Source organism: Bradyrhizobium erythrophlei (genome assembly GCF_900142985.1).
GTDB classification, from domain to species: domain Bacteria; phylum Pseudomonadota; class Alphaproteobacteria; order Rhizobiales; family Xanthobacteraceae; genus Bradyrhizobium; species Bradyrhizobium erythrophlei_B.
Map to the genome: position 1 here is coordinate 2,443,431 of NZ_LT670849.1, position 16,891 is coordinate 2,460,321.

Consider the following 16,891-nt stretch of genomic DNA (forward strand, 5'->3'; position numbering starts at 1 on the left):
GAAAGCCATGACCACGAAGCTCAAGGAAGTCGACGTCGTCATCGTAGGATTGGGCTGGACCGGCGGCATTCTGGCAAAGGAGCTGACTGAATCCGGCCTGAAGGTCGTCGCGCTGGAGCGCGGCGCCATGCGTACGTCCGAAAACGATTATGCGCTGCCGAACATCCGCGACGAACTGCGCTACGTCGTGCGCCACGATCTGATGCAAAACACCGCGCGCGACACCATTACCGTGCGCAACAATCCGCAGATGGATGCGCTGCCGATGCGCCGGCTCGGCTCGTTCCTGCCGGGCGAAGTGGTCGGCGGCTCCGCCGTGCATTGGAGCGGCCACACCTGGCGCTGGACCGACATGGAATTCAAGGTTCGCTCCATGTACGAGGAGCGTTATGGCAAGAAGTTCCTTTCCGAGGACATGACCATCCAGGACTGGGGAATCACCTATGCCGAGCTCGAACCCTACTATGACAAGTTCGAACGCACGGCGGCTGTTTCCGGCAAGGCCGGCAATATTGGCGGCAAGATCCAGGAAGGAGGCAATCCGTTCGAGGCGCCGCGCGCCAGCGAATATCCGTTGCCGCCGCTGACGCCGATTCTTTCAAGCGAGATGTTTTCGCAAGCCGCACGCAATGCCGGCTATCATCCCTTCCCGCGCCCATCGGCCAACGCGTCGGAAGCCTACACCAATCCCGACGGCTCGAAGTTCGGCGCTTGCCAGTATTGCGGCTATTGCCAACGCTTCGGCTGCGAAGCGAACGCGAAAGGCAGCCCGCATATCACGGTGATCCCGATCGCGATGTCGCGGCCGAATTTCGAGCTGCGCACCCATTCCTGGGCGACCCGCGTGCTGAAGGATTCCGACGGCAAGCGCGTCACCGGCGTCACCTATACCAACGTGCTCAACGGCGAGGAGTTCGAGCAGCCGGCTGGAATCGTGCTGCTGTGCGCCTACGCGATCAACAACGTGCATCTGATGCTGTTGTCGGGCATCGGCACGCCGTACGATCCGGTCGCGCAAAAGGGCATCATCGGCAAGAACTACTGCTACCAGACTGGCGCCTCGGCGACGCTTTTCTTTGAAGGAAAATACTTCAATCCCTTCATGAATGCCGGCGGCTCCAACATCACCATCGACGACTTCAATACCAACTGGGCCTTCGATCGGGCCCCGCATGAGTTCGTCGGAGGATATAATGTGGCTGGCGGCTTCAACACCCCGCTGCCGATCGGCTATCGCCCGGTGCCGTCAGGCACGCCGCTGTGGGGCAGCGAATGGAAGCGCGCTACCGCGAAATGGTACCAAACCGCGATGGTCATCAGCGCCAGCGGCAGCGTGATGGCCAACCGCTACAATTGTTATGACCTCGATCCCACCTATCGCAACGCGTTCGGCCAGCCGTTGATGCGCATGACCTTCGATTACAAGGCCAATGAGCACAAGATGGGTGTCCACGCCGCGCAGACCATCAACGCCATCGCCAACTCCATGAACCCGACCAAGCTCAATCCGGCGCGGGCGCGCACCGATCCGTGGACCGTGGTGCCGTATCAGAGCACGCACAATACCGGCGGCACGATCATGGGCGTCAATCCGCGCGACAGCGCCGTGAACAAATACTTGCAGAGCTGGGACTGCCACAACCTGTTCGTGGTCGGAGCCAACGTGTTCCCCCACAACTCGTCCTACAATCCCACCGGCCCTGTCGGTGCGCTGGCCTACTGGACGGCGGACGCCATCAAGAATCGCTATCTGAAGAATCCGGGTCCGCTGGTGAATGCATGATTAGAAAGAGAACGGCCGTTACCGCGTTGCTGGCGTCGCTTCTGGTTGTTCCAGCCCATGCCGAAGGCGATGCCGCGCGTGGCGAAGCTCAGTTCAAGGAATGCGCCGCCTGCCACAAGCTGGCAGCGGGCGCCAACGAAGTGGGGCCAAGCCTGCACGGAATTTTCTCGCGCAAGGCGGGCGAACTCGCCGACTTTCGTTATTCGCCGGCGATGAAGCGCAGCGGCGTCAGCTGGACGCCGGAATCGCTCGACAAGTATCTCGCCGATCCGCAAGCCTTCATCCCTGCGAACCGCATGCCCTATGCCGGAATGTCGAACCCGGCAGACCGCGCCGACCTCATCGCCTATCTTCAGAAGGCAACGCAGTAAGCGCTCGGGCGTTGAGTCGATTCACCCGTCAAACAGCCAATTCGTCATTGCGAGGGGCTTCAGCGACGAAGCAATCCAGCCTGTCTTCAAGAGAGGCCCTGGATTGCTTCGCTTACGCTCGCAATGACGTGCGTCCATGTTCCCGCGAGCCTTTTTCGCACCGGGTCTTACAAAGATTCTCCCCTCCGGAAGTCAGAGGGCGCAGGGAATGCTGGGCACTCGACGCACCCGCAGCCTCGTATGCAGGTAAAAAAGCATACGAGCGTAGTTACCGCAGGCAGGCCGGAGCGATCCGGCATTCCCTGCACGACGGCTTTACGGCTTATTCCACGCTCTTCCCGGCGATCGGGCTTTTTGTCACCGTCCCCACGCAATGCGAAGCATTGTCGCGAGTTGACGTCAGCGTCGAGACGTCAGAACCACGTGGCTTCGTCGTACGCGTTACGTGCGTTCGTCTGTCGCATCGAAAGCGTCGATCGCATCCCGCGCCCAACGTCCGTGACGATCGCGATACGCCCCTTGTGTCCAGGAAATCTGGCAGAACATGCGAACGGGCGGTTGGATCAAAACCGCCCGTTGCTGGAACTGAGCCCGTAGCGCCCCAAAGGCGGCAAAGCCTGTATTAGAGCGAGGGACAGCTCCGGTGTCTTCCTCAACCCGAACAGTTGCATGGGCTTGGAGCCCGAACCGAGCAAGGAAGGGAGTGGATGATGGCACAAAATGATCTCGCTGTCGTGGGCATCGACGTCGCCAAGGACAAGGTGGACCTGTGCATTCGAGCATTGGCGGTGCGGCAGACCTGTCCGAACACCGCCCAAGGTCGCCGCAAACTGGTGGCCTGGCTTCGCAGGCACCAGGTAGGCAAGGCGGTGATGGAGGCGAGCGGCGGTTACGAGCGTGAATGGCGCAAGGTGCTGCTCGATGCCGGCATCGAGGTACGGATCGTGGACCCAAAGCGGGTTCGTCACTTCGCTCAATCGGCCGGACGGCTTGCCAAGAATGATACGATCGATGCTGAGATGATCGCCTGGTTTGCCGAGACGTTCGGCGAGACGCCGAGCCAGACACATGATGCTGCCCAAGAGGAACTGGCGGCCCTGGTGAAAGCACGCCTAGCGCTCGTTGAGCTGAAGGTCCGATTGCAAAGCCAAAGTGCACATGCCGCGCCGGGACCGGTTCAGAAAGCACAGGCCCGCGTCTTGAAGAGTCTGGCGACCGAAATTGAAAAGCTCGAGCTCGCGATCGCAGCCAAGGTCAAGGCTACACCGCACCTTGCCGAGCGTGCCGAGATTATCGAGAGCGTGCCGGGCTTCGCCGAAACGACCTCCGCGATCCTCGCTGCAGGGATGCCAGAACTCGGGCAAGTGAACGATAAGATCGCCGCGGCTTTGGTAGGCATCGCTCCTTACGACGATGACAGTGGAAAGCGCCGGGGCGAGCGCCACATCAAGGGCGGCCGCCGCTGGATCCGCAACGCCATCTACATGCCTTGCCTCGGCGCTGCCACGCAGAACAATCCAGTCGCCAAGGCCTTCTATCGCCGCCTGATCGCCAAGGGAAAGGAGCCGAAGGTGGCCCTCGTGGCCTGCATGCGCAAGCTGATCTGCATTCTCAACGTCATGATCGCTCGCCACCAGAAATGGGATGCCGCTCGCTACGCACCCGCCTGATCGCGCGAACCTTTATCGCGCCAAGGCCCTAGTCTATCTCGACACAGTTGCTCTTGAGAGGCGCGAGACGCGCGGAAAATGCCGCTGATTTGCCCGACGTCACAACAGAAATGTCTGCGACAGATTAACGCGACGGGCAAATCGCCCCTTTGAGGCCTCAAGCACCATCGTGGTTGTCAAGTGCACGCACCGAAGCGAAAGGTTCTGATAATCAGTGCTTATTCCAGCGGCTCGACCTTCACGATTGAAGCGCCGTGGTTGTTGCCGACCCAGAAGCTGACCGGCGTGGTGGAATTGTCGACGAAGACGCGCCGGATATTGGTGCTGCGCGGCAAGAGATAGTTGATCGTCTCGCCGGTTGCGGGATTAAGCCGGGTGACCTGATCGCTCAGCATCGAGCCGGTCCAGGCCTCGCCATTCTTGTCGACGACGACGTCGTAGGGTGACGACCATTTCGGCGGAATCACCCACTCCTTGAACTCTTCCTTTTTGGTGTCGAACATGCCGATGCGGTCGGCGCGATATTCGCCGAACCACAAACGGTCCTGCGCATCCATCCAGCCGCGGCGCGGCGCCGAATTCGGCGTCGGGGTCTCGTATAAATCGACCTTCCCGGTCTTGGCATCGATGCGGCCGATGTGGCGCTGCCGGAAATCCGTGAAGTACACGTTGTTTTTGGAGTCCGGGACTACGTCGTAGATATTGTGCGGACCGGACATGCCCTTGAAGGGCTCGAAGGTTTCGAATTTGCCGCTGGCAACGTCAAGCCGATGAATGCCGGCAAAGCCGTTGTTCTGCGCCCACACCTTGCCGTCTACGCTCGCGCTTTGCGGACTGACCATGTTGATTTGCGCCGCGTCGATGTTTTCATCGCCCTCCAGCGGCCAGAACTTGAACGTCTCGGTCTTGCGATCGAATCTTGCGATCGTCGCCTGATACATGTTGCCGAACCACAGATTGCCTTCGGCATCGCCGCGCAAGCCGAGCAGGCCGGTCGGGAAGCCGGGCTTGTGTTCGGGAATCTCGAATTCCGTCAGCTTGCCGGTGCGTGGATCAAGCTTGCCGAGATATTGCTCGCCAAAGGACGAGAACCAGACGGTGCCTCTGTCGTCGACCACCACGTCATGCGGCTCGATGCTCTCCCGCGGCAGGTCGTATTCGGTATAGATGACGCGGGTCGCTGCTCCCGTCGGACGTGGCAGCGTCTTCAGTTCGAAACTCCAGGTCGGATGCGAACTGAGATTGATGCTGGCGAGAAAGTCCGCCGTACCGCGATAGACCTGCACGCGTTGATCGCCGCGCTCTTCCCGCAGACGCTCGGCACGGCGTAATTGCGGATGCAGCGGCATGCTCTGATTCACGTAGCCCTGCATGCGCGGCAAAATCTGCGTCAGGAATTCGTCGGCGGTGTATTTCGAATTCAGCGGACGGGCGAGCGTGTGGCAGCCGACGCAATTGAGCAATTGTCCCTTCTGCGTGTCGGTGCCGGGCATGCTGGCGAGCCATTCGGCATTGGTCAGTTGCGATGCGATATCCTTCGCCGCGCGCAGCTTCAGGTCGGCGGTCGTGGTCTTGTCCGCTGCGACAGAAATCTCGCTTGGTCCTTCGAGATCGTATCCGACAGCCCGGATGCGCAACGAATAGACGCCGGGCTCGAGCTTGCCTGCCGGGAATTCGTAACGGCCATCCTTGCCGCTCACGACCGTCGTGGTGATGGTCGAGCCGCTCTTTTTTGCGCTGACGAGGACACCCTCCAGCGCGTCCGGTCCGGCCGTGACCGTTCCGGTCAGCGCAGGGGCCGCCTGCTGCGCAGCCGCGGGATCGGCGGCGGCCAGGTACACGACGGCCAGAAGACCAACGAAGCGCACGACCATCGATCGGCGTGACATGGGCGTCTCCCCTTATTTTGATTGTTGTTGTTTGTTGGTGCCAGTTTAGATGGCGGGTGAAGGGAAAACCAGCCGCTTGGCTGGGCAAAACGCGTGCGTCTCGGTTATGATGGCATGCATCTTCCGGAGGCCACAGGACAGGGAAACCAATGAGTATCGACCAAGCCAGAGAGAGCCGAGCCAATCTGCCGGGCATTGTCGCCGCGATGTTCAAGAACGCCACCGTCGACCGGGACTATGCGCCTTACGGACTTTTTCTGTTGCGCATCTCGCTCGGCTTCGACTGGCTGGTTCACGCCTTCCTCAAGGTGTCCCGCGGCATGAACACCCACGAGGCGCTGTTGGCGAAGAACGGCATCACACCGCTGCTGGCCTGGCCGACCTTCGGTCTGGAAGTGATCGGCGGCGTCGCGATCCTGCTCGGCTGGTACACCCGGCAATGGGCGGGCTTCCTTTTGATATTCCTGGCCGTGGTGGTGTGGATCAAATGGCCGGTCGGTTGGGGTTACTCCAACCCGGGCGGCGGTTGGGAATATCCGATGCTGTGGCTGGTTGCCCAGGCCGCACTGGTACTGGCAGGCAGCGGCGCTTTCGCCCTGCAAGGCTCCAAATCCTGAACTACTGGATCGCTTGATTATTGACGTTGACGATCCGGCACTTCGCCGAAGTGCCGGACACGCAGTAATCCATCGCGGCCTTCCGCGCCTCGTCTGCCGTCCGGCGCCCGGAGGCCCATCCAAATCGCGAATCGCCTGCCGCAAAAGCCTTGTTGGGGCCACTCTCCAGGTAGGTCTTGAAAGTCTCGCGGCCGTTGCTGCTTAAGCCTGCCGGCGCGGCCACATTCGGCGGCGTCACATCGATCAGACGGTCGCGTAGCGCGAGGCCGTTCGCCGCCAGAAAGCGGTCGACGATCGGTGACCAGATCGGCATGCCGTTCGCTGTCGTGAACAGCTGATGGCCGTCGTCACCGAATGCTGCCGTCTTGACGAAGGTGAGGTCGCCGCCTGCCTTCGAAAAAGCGTCCGTCAACAGCGGCACCAGCCGCGGCCCGAAGAAGTGATCGTTATCGGTCGCGACCCATAACAGCGGCAGCCGCGATGTCTTGCCGTAGCTCGCGAATGCCGCAACGAGCTGCTTCTCGCCGCACACCGCATCCGGCGCCGTCGACCCCCTCCCCGGCGCGAATGCGATCGCGGCAGCCAGACCAGGCGGAGGTTCGGACGTCAGGGCAACGGTTGCAAAGGCGCCGGCCGAGTGACCGACGCTGATCCACTTGCCTTGGCTGACATAGGACTGGCCACTCATATATTTGCCGACGGCGGCAATGTCGTTTGCCCCTGCCCGCCCCGCTCTCGTGTAATCCGGCTCCGAACACGAGCCGTAGCTTTCTGCCCACTCGCCTTGCGAGCTTCCGTAACCGCGGCGCATGGCGACGACCGCGACCCAGCCCCGCCGCGCAAACGCGACCGCCTGCGGCCACAGGCGGTAGGGCGACATGGCCGGACGACCGTCGGAGTCTCGCGGAGAACCGTGGTTCAGCACCGCAAGCGGATGGGCTTGCCCGTCGTCGGGCCGCACCACAATGGCTTCTAGTTCGAGGGGACGAGCGTTACCCGGCACAGCAATCGGAATTTTGATGGCGTCAGTGCGCAGTTCATCGGCCCGCGCCGTCAGGGGCAGACCGACCAGGAGCAGCAGGCACGCGGCCATCCTCGCGGCGCATTTCATCGATGTCATGGAGCCGCGCCGATTCGTCAGACAGGAACGTTGCCGTCGAGTCTATCGGCGGGGCTTCTTAACGCAATCCTGTCTCGAACGAACTCAACAGCTCTTGCGGAGCCGGCCGTCAGGCCGCACTCGCGGGAGCGAGCTGGCTCATCACCAGACGGGTCAGCGTGCCGACCGACTGGAAGTTTTCCGGCGTGATCTCGGTCTGCGGAATCGTGAAATCGAACTCCGCCTCGACGGCAAGCATCAGATTGACCATGTCCATCGACGTCAGACCGACATCCACCAGCAGCGTCGTCGGCTCGACATTGGCAGCAATTGCATTCTGCTTGAGAATGGATTTGACAAGAACGAACAATCTGCCCTGAACGTCGCTAACAGCCTGCATTTCGATTTCCTGCCTGTCGCACTGATCCCATCACTGCTCGCAAGACATGCAAGCCGTGACGGCGCGAACTATAAATCCGCTATTCTCTTAAGAACAGTGAATCCCGTTTGAACAAAAACTTTGTTCCGCTTTTAACGCTAATGAGAGTCGTTAAAAAATGAGGCATTGAGAAAACGCCCGATTAACTTTCGTCGACGAAACGGCAGTCGTTTACCTCGAATTTCATCGACGCATTTGAATTAAATCTTTAAGCGTGTCGCTCGATCGGAAGTTCTCCTTCGAGGCACATCGGCTATGAACGTTCAGCAAGCCAGTTTTCGTGACCTCGGCGCGGAGAATACCGGCGAACAATTCATCGATCGCAGTTCCTTTCCAAAACGAATAGCGGCAACGGCAGCCGCAGCAGCCGCGGACGCCGAAGACGTCGATCGCGGCGCACGCTTCCCGCAAAAGGCCATCGATACCGCCCGCACTGAGCGGCTGCTGGGTGTCCAGATTCCGAAAGCTTTCGGCGGCGACGGCGCCTCGATCTTCGATATCACCGACATGTGCTATGCGCTCGGCCGCGCCTGCTCTTCGACCGCGATGATCTTCGCTATGCATCAGACCAAGATTGCGTGTCTGGTGAGGCATGGAACCGGCAGCGCCTGGCACGAAGCGCTGATGCGCCGCGTCGCGTCCGAACAGATGCTGCTGGCTTCGTCGACCACCGAAGGTCAAAACGGCGGCAACATCCGCTATTCGTCCGCGGCCGTCGAACGCGCCGGCGCCGAAATCTCGCTGGTTCGCAACGCGACCGTGATCTCCTATGGCGCACAGGCCGACGGCATTGTTACGATTGCCCGGCGTGACGACGACGCGGCGGGCTCCGACCAGGTATTGCTTGCAATCACCAAGGACGACTACTCGCTGACGAAGAGCGTCGAGTGGGAGACGCTCGGCATGCGCGGAACCTGTAGCGCTGGCTTTGAGCTGAAATTCAAGGGGAACAGCGACCAGATCTTCCCCGAAGGCTATGACAAGATCCATGCCCAGACGATGACGCCAGTGGCGCATTTGTGCTGGTCGTCCGCCTGGGCCGGTATTGCGGCAGCAAGCGTCGAGCGCGCCCAAGCCTTTATCCGAAAGGCTGCTCGCGGCGCAGGTGGCCAGATGCCGCCTGGAGCAGCCCATTTCAACGCAGCCAGAATGACACTCGCCAAGCTCCGCGCCATCATCACCGCCAATCTCGATGCATATGCTGCCCACGAGCACGACGAGCGGGCATTATCATCGATCGACTTCCAGTCATCGATCAACTTGCTCAAGGTGGAAGCTTCCGAGCTCGCGGTCGAGACCGTGATGAGCGCGATGCGGGCCTGCGGGCTCGCCGGCTATCGCAACGACGGCGATTTCAGCGTCGGCCGCCTGCTGCGCGACGTGCTGTCCTCGCCGATCATGATCAACAACGATCGCATTCTTTCGAACATTGCCACCACGAGCCTCATGAGCTCGGTGCCGACGAGCTTGCGCGACTGATCTCACAATAATAAAGGGAAGGCCGAACATGAACGTCGTCGTCCGATCCAATAAGGTTGAAAACGCCCAGCCCGCCGATCCGCTCGACCATCTGGCCGACAAGCTGTTTCACAAGATGGGCACCGATGGCGTTTACGCCCGGACCGAACTCTATGAGCACATGATCGAGCGCTTGACCGCGCTGATCACCCGGCACCGCGAAGCCGGCACGGAAGTGATGCGCTTTCCGCCGGTCATGAACCGCGCCCAGCTCGAGAAATCCGGCTATCTAAAGAGCTTTCCGAACCTGCTTGGCTGCGTTTGCGGCTTGCACGGCACCGAGCGCGAGATCAACGAGGCCGTCAGCCGCTTCGACGCCGGCGGCGAATGGACGACCTCGCTCTCGCCAGCCGATCTCGTGCTCTCGCCGGCAGCCTGTTATCCGGTTTATCCGATCGCGGCCGCCCGAGGCCGGCTGCCGCAAGGCGGCCTGCGTTTCGACGTTGCGGCCGATTGCTTCCGGCGCGAGCCGTCGCGTCATCTCGACCGGCTGCAATCCTTCCGGATGCGGGAATATGTCTGCATCGGCACCCCCGATGACGTGTCCGATTTCCGCGAGCGCTGGATGGTTCGGGCGCAAGCAATCGCCAGCGACCTCGGCCTCGCCTTCCGCGTCGATTATGCCAGTGACCCCTTCTTCGGCCGCGTCGGTCAGATGAAGGCGGTGAGCCAAATGCAGCAATCGCTGAAGTTCGAATTGCTGGTTCCGCTGCGCTCCGAAGAACAGCCGACGGCCTGCATGAGCTTCAACTATCACCGCGAGCATTTCGGCACGACCTGGGACATCCAGGATGCCGCAGGCGCCCCGGCCCATACTGGCTGCGTCGCGTTCGGGATGGACCGGCTGGCGGTAGCGATGTTCCAGACCCATGGCACGGATCTCGCGAAGTGGCCGACGTCCGTCCGCGAGGTTCTGGGCCTCTAAATCTTAGAAAGCGGCTGATCTGAGCCGCTGCCTTGCCGGCGGCGTCAGCGATGCGCAAACTCCCAGTACAGCTTGCGCGCCCGCTGGAACAACGGGCCTGGCTGCAATGAACGGTCGTCGATCCGGATCACCGGCGCGACCTTGGCAAAATTGCCGCTGGAGAAGATTTCGTCGGCACCGGCGAAGTCCTGATACTTGAGCGTGGTCTCGACAACCGTTACGCCATCGGCGCGCAACAGGCTGATCACCCGCTGCCGCGTGATTCCGTTGAGGAACGTTCCGTTCGGCGCCGGCGTATAAACCACGCCGTCCTTGGCCATGAACACGTTCGAATTGCCGAACTCGGCGACATTGCCGAGCATGTCGAGCATCAGGCAATTGTTGAAGCCGCGCGATTGCGCCTCGATCAGGGCGCGTGAATTGTTCGGGTAGAGACAGCCCGCCTTGCAATCGACCGGCGCGCTTTCCATGGTCGGGCGACGAAACGGCGACAGCGTGATCGCTGAACCCGTGATCGGCGGCATCGGCGCCGCATAGATGCACAGGCACCAGTTCGTCGTCTCCGGATCGAACAGGACGCCGCCGCCGCTGCCGGTCTGCGCCCAATACATCGGCCGGATGTAAAGCTCTGCCTTGGCGCCGAAGCGCGCGATGCCCTCGCGGGCCAATGCCAGCCAGGTTTCAACGTTGACAACAGGCTTGAGTTTGAAGTTGACCGCGGAACGATTGACACGCTCGCAATGCGCCTCGAGATCCGGCGCCACGCCCTCGAAAGCGCGGGCGCCATCGAACACCGTCGAGGCAAGCCACGCGCCGTGGGTGCGGGGGCCCATGATCGGCACATTGCCGCCGTGCCAGTCGCCTTCAAAGAAGGTTAAGGTCTCGGAAAAGTCGACCGGCTTCACGGTCGGGGTTGATATGGCCATTTGCGATCTCGTAACCCGCGTCACAGTGGACGATAGCATCCATATTGTCCGAATTTCCTAAGGATTTCCTTTTCCATGGCACACGCGCAATGCGGAACCGCGATCTGATGCGCGCTGCCGCGCCGCCCACGCGGCGGTAGCCCGCCAAACATGGTTACGAAGTCATGACGAAATTGTTCGCAGCTTTAATCAACGCGCGCGCAATCATTAGGGTTATTTCGTCAATCTTGCCGCGAATTATTGAAGGCTTGACGGCCGCCATCTAACACATTGGCTTGGGAAAAAAGCACGCTGAAAGTGCGTTACGCGAAGAACGTAGAGGTGGACCGATGCGCAGCGAAACCATTGCCATTCACGCCGGCTACGAACCCGATTCAGCCACCAAATCGGTTGCCGTTCCGATCTATCAAACGGCTTCCTACGCGTTCGACAGCGCCGACCACGGCGCCGCGCTCTTCAATCTCGAAGCCGAAGGCTATCGCTACAGCCGGATCGCCAATCCGACCACGTCGGTGCTCGAAAAGCGCATCACCGAGCTCGAAGGCGGCGTTGGCTCACTTGCGGTTGCGAGCGGTCAGGCCGCGCTGCACTTTTCCATCGTCAATCTCGCCGACGGCGGCGGCAACATCGTCTCCGTGCCGCAGCTTTATGGCACCACACACACGCTGCTCGGCCACATTCTGCCGCGCCAGGGCATCGTTACCCACTTCGCCGAAAGCGACAAGGCCGACGCGATCGAAAAACTGATCGATGAAAACACCAAAGCGGTGTTTGCCGAAACGATCGGAAATCCCGCCGGCAACGTCTGCGACATCGAGGCGCTGGCGAAAGTCGCCCATCGTCACGGCGTGCCGCTGGTGGTGGACAACACGGTTGCGACACCGATCCTGCTCAAGCCGTTCGACTACGGCGCCGACATCGCCATTCACTCGCTGACCAAGTTTCTCGGCGGCCACGGCACCACGCTCGGCGGCGCCATCGTCGACAGCGGCCGCTTCCGCTGGGCCGATCATGCCGACCGCTTCCCGGGCTACAACCAGCCGGATGCCTCCTATCACGGCCTCGTCTATGCGGAACGTTTCGGCGAGAAGGCCTTCATCGAACGCGCGCGCAGCGTCTATCAGCGCACCATGGGCGCGGTGCTGTCGCCATTCAACGCGTTCCTGCTTTTGCAAGGCATCGAGACCGTCGCGCTTCGTGTCGAACGGCATGTCGAAAACGCCCGCAAGGTCGCCGAGTTCCTGCGCAACGATCCGCGCGTCGATTGGATCAACTATGCCGGCTTTGCCGACAGCCCCTATTACCCGCTGGTCGCGAAATATCTCAACGGCAGGGCTTCCTCGCTGTTCACTTTCGGCATCAGGGGCGGCATGGAAGCCGGCAAGGTGTTCTACGACTCGCTCAATTTGATCACGCGGCTGGTCAATATCGGCGATGCGAAGTCGCTCGCCTGCCATCCGGCCTCGACCACCCACCGCCAGATGACTGCGGAGCAGCAGCGTATGGCCGGCATCCTGCCCGAAACGATTCGCCTTTCGATCGGCATCGAGCACGCCGACGACATCATCGAGGACATCGACCAGGCGCTGGCGAAAGCAAGCTCGAAGCGCAACCGGCTCGAAGCGGCAGAGTGAACTCACCGGGCGCGACATGACCGTTCTGTTGGAAAAACGGCGACTGATCGTCAGTCCGGGTCTCGTACCGGCGCAACAGCGGCGAGAGGACAAGCTCGGTCACCCGAAAAACGTCGATGCCGACCTCACGATCGGGCTCATCAACAATATGCCGGACTCTGCGCTGAAAGCGACCGAACGCCAGTTCATGCGCCTGCTGAGGCAGGCAGCCGGCGACGTCCGCATCGATTTCCACTGTTTCTCGCTGGCATCCGTGAGCCGCTCGCAATCGGCGAAAGGGCGCATCGATGGTCAATACACCGATATCGCCGAGCTCGACCGGCTGCCGATCGACGGATTGATTATCACCGGCGCCGAACCTCATACCGCAAACCTGAACGACGAGGCCTATTGGCGCGACCTTACTGACATTATCGACTGGGCGAAGGAAAACACCCATTCGACGATCTGGTCATGCCTGGCCGCCCATGCCGCAGTGCTGTATCTCGACGGCATCGAACGCAAACCGCTTGAGACCAAGTGCTCCGGCGTCTATGACTGCGCCAGCGTTTCGCCTCACTGGCTGACGGATGGCCTTCCCTCCCCCTTCAAGGTGGCGCACTCGCGTCTCAACGAATTGCGCGCCGATGAACTGACCGCAAACGGCTATCAATTGCTTTCGCAGCTGCCGCGCGGCGGCGTCAACAGTTTTGCCAAGGATTTCGGCAGCCAGTTTATCTTCTTCCAGGGGCACCCCGAGTACGAAGCCTTGTCGCTGGAGCGCGAATACCTTCGCGACATCGCGCGGTTTCTCGCGGGCGAACGCGACCGTTATCCGGGCATTCCCGTCGGCTACTTCGATACGGGGACCGAACTGCGGCTTACGGCCTTTGCGCTGCGCGCCCAGAACGAACGCCGCCCAGCACTGATCGCCGAACTGCCCGAGCGCACGCTTCGGGAAGATATTGCGATGGGCGCGGCCGCCACCGTCATGTTCCGCAACTGGATCGGTTTTCTTTCCGCGCGTGCGCGGGCCGTTTCTCCAGAAGCCAACCTCTGATCGGACGGCTGAGATGGCTGAACAACCCGAACGGCCGACACTGCAAGCGCGCGTCAGCAACCGTTTGTCGCGATACTTCAGTGTAACGCCGCTCAGGCTGCGCAACGAACGGCCGATGGTCAGCTTCACGTTCGACGATTTTCCAGAAAGCGCGGCTACCGACGGCGTCTCCATTCTCGACCAGTACGATGCCAAGGGAACGTTCTACGTGTCGGGCAGCCTGGTGGATAAATGGTGCGACCATTGGCAAGGCGTCAGCGCCGGCGATATCGTGCAATTGCACCGGCGAGGCCACGAGATCGCCTGCCATACCTTCTCGCACCAGCCCGCGACCGAACTCGATGCCTCCCGCCTGGCCGCCGAAGTCGAGCAGAACCGCAATTATCTGCGTAGCCTGGCCCCCTCGATTCAGATCGACAATTTTGCCTACCCTTACGGATTGGGGTCGGTATGGCGCAAGGCGCAGCTCGCGAAGACCTTTCGATCCTCCCGTAGCATCATTCCGGGGGTCAACAGCGGCGTAGTGGACTTGCAATACCTGCGTTCCACTCCGCTCATCGACCGGAACATCGATAGGGATGGCATCGATCGCGCCTTCGATGCGCTCGTCGACACCAACGGCTGGCTGATTTTCTACGGCCACGACGTGACCGCCAGGCCCAGCCCCTATGGCTGCACACCGACCTTGCTGAGGCACGCGCTCGATGCAGCAGCAAAGCGCAACGTCGCCATCAAGACCGTCGCCGGCGCGCTGGATGCGGCCGGCGCTTAGGCCTTGTTTGCCGGGATTTCTTCGCCGTCAGCGCAAATTGCCTTTGGTCTCCGGGACCAGGAACGCGCCGACGAGATAAATCGCAAAGATCACCACCGCGAACGTCGCGAGCGACGTCGGAATTTGCGCGGGGCTACCGGCCGCCAGTGAGACGAAAGTCGGCATCATGCCGCCGAGTGCAAAGCCGATATTCCACGACAGGCCGGTGCCGCTGGCCCGAATCTCGGTCGGGAAACGCTCGTTGAGGAAGATGAGAATCGGCGCGTAACCGGCATTGCCCAGGAAAGCGATTGCCAGAGCATAAAGCGTGATCGTGGTGGTGTCTTTGGCCGCGGCCATGCCGAGATAACAGAGCGGCAACAAGACGATCATGCAGACGCCGGCAAGAAGAAACGTCTTCTTGCGCCCGATGGTGTCGCTGAGCGCGCCGACGGCAATCGCCGATACGATCGCTACCACGCTCGCTCCCATCAGAATGAGCGAGGAAACGTTATTGGGAACGTTGTTCACGACCTTGAGGAACGACGGCAGATAGCCTGAGGTGATGTAGTAGCCGGCGCCGCCGCCAAACGTCACCAGCAGGTTGAGCAGCAGCACGTTGCGCCAGCTGCTCGAAAACAGCGTTTTGACTGGCGCCTCGGTTACGCTAGCTACGCCGGCGGCCTTCTGCCTCTGCTTCTCCTTGAAGAAGGGCGACTCCTCCAGGCTGTTGAAAATAAACCAGCCGAGCAGTGAACTGAGCAGGCCGGAGAAGAACATGCAGCGCCATCCCCATACCGCGAACGCGTCGCCCGGGAAGATCGACGACGTGATCAGGAAGATGAACGAGGCGAGCAGCGCACCAAGCCCGGCGCCGCCGCCGCCGATGAGCCCGGACATGGCGCCGCGCCGCTCAGGCGTCGCCGACTCGGTCCCGATGGTGTGGGTCGAGGCGACGACCCCTCCGACAAACACACCCTGAATCAGCCGCAGCACCAGGAACAGGATCGGCGCCACGGCGCCGGCCTGCGCGATCGTCGGCAACAAACCGAACGCGGCTGTCGAAAAGCCGACGCCAATGATGGCGACGAACATCGCATTCTTGCGGCCGTGAACGTCGGCATAATGGCCGAAGATCGCCGAACCAAACGGGCGCATCAGCAAGGTCACGGCGAACGAGGCATACACCGCTGCCAGCGACAAAGTCGGGACAGTCGACGGGAAGAACAGGGCCCCGACAACGGGCGCGACATAGAGCAAAATGAACAAGTCAAACAGGTCCAGTGACCAGCCGAGGACCGATGCGACGAGCGCGTTTCGCTTTTGCCTCGCATCGACCGGCAGTGACAGCTCGATACTCTTTGAATCAGCAATCGACATTTATCCCTCCAATGTCCCCGAAAATTACGATCGAATTCAGCTTCCGATAAATTTCGGCGGCCGCTTGGCGTTGAACGCCTCGACCCCCTCCTTGAAATCATCTGACTGGCGCAGGCGGCTGTAACAATGGCCTTCCAGTTCGATCGCAATCGACAGCGTCGAATCCTCGGTGTCGTTGAGGAGTTTTTTGGCCGTTCGCTGCGCCAGCGGCGAGAAGGTGCGGAGTTCGTCGACCAGTCTGTCGGTCGCTTTTTCAAGCTCGGCATCCGGAACGCATTCGGTAGCGATGCCCCAGTCAAAGGCCTGCTTCGCCGTGATGCGCTTCGATCGCATCACGATGTCCTTGGTGCGGGTAATTCCGACCATCTTCTGCAGCCGCGCCGAACCGCCGGAGCCCGGGATCTGCCCGAGCTTCTGCTCGGGCAAGGCGTAAAGCGTGGTCTCGGAAATGATGCGGAAATCGCAAGCCAGCGACAATTCGAAGCCGACACCGAAGCAGTAGCCGCGGTTGGCGACGATCACGGGCTTCGAACAACGGGCGGGCGAGGCGATGTTCCAGGCGAGCTGGGAAACCTTCTCCGGCGTCGCTTCCATGAAGCCGCCGATGTTGCCGCCTGAAGAGAAATGCTCGCCGACCGAGCGCACGACAATGACGCGCACGCGCGCATCCTCGTCCAGCGTCTCGAACACAAGGCGAAGCTGGTCGCGTTCCGGCATCGAGACGACGTTGAGCGGCGGCCGGTTGAGGATGATATCGGCGCGTTCACGTGCCTCATCGATCTCGACCTGGAAACCGTCGAGCTTGGCGAGCCTCGGGTCCGCGAAGGTGTAAGTGGAAGCCATGGTGAAT

At 61.1% G+C, this 16,891-nt stretch carries 15 protein-coding genes; 9 read left to right on the forward strand and 6 right to left on the reverse strand.

The window, feature by feature from the left end:
- Nucleotides 1–7: 7 nt before the first annotated feature.
- The 3 genes from BUA38_RS11400 to BUA38_RS11410 all read left to right on the forward strand — a co-directional run bounded on the left by BUA38_RS11400 (nucleotide 8) and on the right by BUA38_RS11410 (nucleotide 3,824).
- A complete protein-coding gene (locus BUA38_RS11400) occupies nucleotides 8–1,783 on the forward strand; it encodes a GMC family oxidoreductase (RefSeq protein ID WP_072818016.1) in 1,776 nt (591 codons plus the stop codon).
- Nucleotides 1,780–2,154: a c-type cytochrome gene (locus tag BUA38_RS11405; protein ID WP_072818017.1), complete on the forward strand. Its 375-nt coding sequence runs from the start codon at nucleotides 1,780–1,782 to the stop codon at nucleotides 2,152–2,154. Before BUA38_RS11400 ends, BUA38_RS11405 begins: the two co-directional genes overlap by 4 nt.
- Nucleotides 2,155–2,861: 707 nt before the next feature.
- The gene (locus tag BUA38_RS11410; RefSeq protein ID WP_156898492.1) at nucleotides 2,862–3,824 is read left to right on the forward strand and encodes an IS110 family transposase; all 963 of its coding nucleotides are present in this window, start codon (nucleotides 2,862–2,864) and stop codon (nucleotides 3,822–3,824) included.
- A 218-nt stretch (nucleotides 3,825–4,042) separates the two neighbouring features.
- Here BUA38_RS11410 and BUA38_RS11415 read toward each other — a convergent pair whose 3' ends face one another.
- Complete coding sequence (locus BUA38_RS11415; RefSeq protein ID WP_083587547.1) at nucleotides 4,043–5,713, reverse strand: virginiamycin B lyase family protein; 1,671 nt, start codon at nucleotides 5,711–5,713, stop codon at nucleotides 4,043–4,045.
- Between the two features lie 149 nt (nucleotides 5,714–5,862).
- Here BUA38_RS11415 and BUA38_RS11420 point away from each other — a divergent pair, with 149 nt between their 5' ends.
- The gene (locus BUA38_RS11420; RefSeq protein WP_083587548.1) at nucleotides 5,863–6,330 is read left to right on the forward strand and encodes a DoxX family protein; all 468 of its coding nucleotides are present in this window, start codon (nucleotides 5,863–5,865) and stop codon (nucleotides 6,328–6,330) included.
- A 1-nt stretch (nucleotide 6,331) separates the two neighbouring features.
- On the opposite strand, the gene BUA38_RS11425 is transcribed toward BUA38_RS11420, so the two are convergent.
- Nucleotides 6,332–7,450, reverse strand: a complete 1,119-nt coding sequence (locus BUA38_RS11425) for an alpha/beta hydrolase family protein (protein WP_072818019.1) — start codon at nucleotides 7,448–7,450, stop codon at nucleotides 6,332–6,334.
- A gap of 109 nt (nucleotides 7,451–7,559) precedes the next feature.
- Nucleotides 7,560–7,829 carry a phosphopantetheine-binding protein gene (locus BUA38_RS11430; protein ID WP_072818020.1) on the reverse strand — a complete coding sequence of 90 codons (270 nt, stop codon included), beginning with the start codon at nucleotides 7,827–7,829 and terminating at the stop codon, nucleotides 7,560–7,562.
- 294 nt (nucleotides 7,830–8,123) lie between these two features.
- Here BUA38_RS11430 and BUA38_RS11435 point away from each other — a divergent pair, with 294 nt between their 5' ends.
- Both BUA38_RS11435 and BUA38_RS11440 read left to right on the forward strand, forming a co-directional pair.
- Nucleotides 8,124–9,347 carry an acyl-CoA dehydrogenase family protein gene (locus BUA38_RS11435; protein WP_072818021.1) on the forward strand — a complete coding sequence of 408 codons (1,224 nt, stop codon included), beginning with the start codon at nucleotides 8,124–8,126 and terminating at the stop codon, nucleotides 9,345–9,347.
- A gap of 28 nt (nucleotides 9,348–9,375) precedes the next feature.
- The gene (locus BUA38_RS11440; protein ID WP_072818022.1) at nucleotides 9,376–10,311 is read left to right on the forward strand and encodes an amino acid--[acyl-carrier-protein] ligase; all 936 of its coding nucleotides are present in this window, start codon (nucleotides 9,376–9,378) and stop codon (nucleotides 10,309–10,311) included.
- 44 nt (nucleotides 10,312–10,355) lie between these two features.
- Here the strand turns inward: BUA38_RS11440 and BUA38_RS11445 are convergent, their stop codons facing one another.
- Nucleotides 10,356–11,237 carry a branched-chain amino acid aminotransferase gene (locus BUA38_RS11445; RefSeq protein ID WP_072818023.1) on the reverse strand — a complete coding sequence of 294 codons (882 nt, stop codon included), beginning with the start codon at nucleotides 11,235–11,237 and terminating at the stop codon, nucleotides 10,356–10,358.
- 329 nt (nucleotides 11,238–11,566) lie between these two features.
- Between BUA38_RS11445 and BUA38_RS11450 the strand changes: the two genes are divergently transcribed.
- From BUA38_RS11450 to BUA38_RS11460, 3 genes are read left to right on the forward strand one after another with little or no spacing between them, the layout of a single operon-like run.
- Nucleotides 11,567–12,871 (forward strand): O-acetylhomoserine aminocarboxypropyltransferase/cysteine synthase family protein, encoded by a 1,305-nt coding sequence (locus BUA38_RS11450; RefSeq protein ID WP_072818024.1) that lies wholly within the window; start codon nucleotides 11,567–11,569, stop codon nucleotides 12,869–12,871.
- A gap of 16 nt (nucleotides 12,872–12,887) precedes the next feature.
- Nucleotides 12,888–13,910, forward strand: coding sequence for a homoserine O-succinyltransferase MetA (gene metA / locus BUA38_RS11455; RefSeq protein WP_072818025.1), 1,023 nt, complete (start codon nucleotides 12,888–12,890; stop codon nucleotides 13,908–13,910).
- A 13-nt stretch (nucleotides 13,911–13,923) separates the two neighbouring features.
- Entirely contained in the window at nucleotides 13,924–14,682 is a 759-nt protein-coding gene (locus tag BUA38_RS11460) for a polysaccharide deacetylase family protein (protein ID WP_072818026.1), read from the forward strand.
- A gap of 27 nt (nucleotides 14,683–14,709) precedes the next feature.
- On the opposite strand, the gene BUA38_RS11465 is transcribed toward BUA38_RS11460, so the two are convergent.
- On the reverse strand, nucleotides 14,710–16,041 hold the full coding sequence (locus BUA38_RS11465) for an MFS transporter (protein WP_072818027.1): 1,332 nt from the start codon (nucleotides 16,039–16,041) through the stop codon (nucleotides 14,710–14,712).
- Between the two features lie 36 nt (nucleotides 16,042–16,077).
- Nucleotides 16,078–16,884: an enoyl-CoA hydratase/isomerase family protein gene (locus tag BUA38_RS11470; protein ID WP_072818028.1), complete on the reverse strand. Its 807-nt coding sequence runs from the start codon at nucleotides 16,882–16,884 to the stop codon at nucleotides 16,078–16,080.
- Between the last annotated feature and the right edge of the window lie 7 nt (nucleotides 16,885–16,891).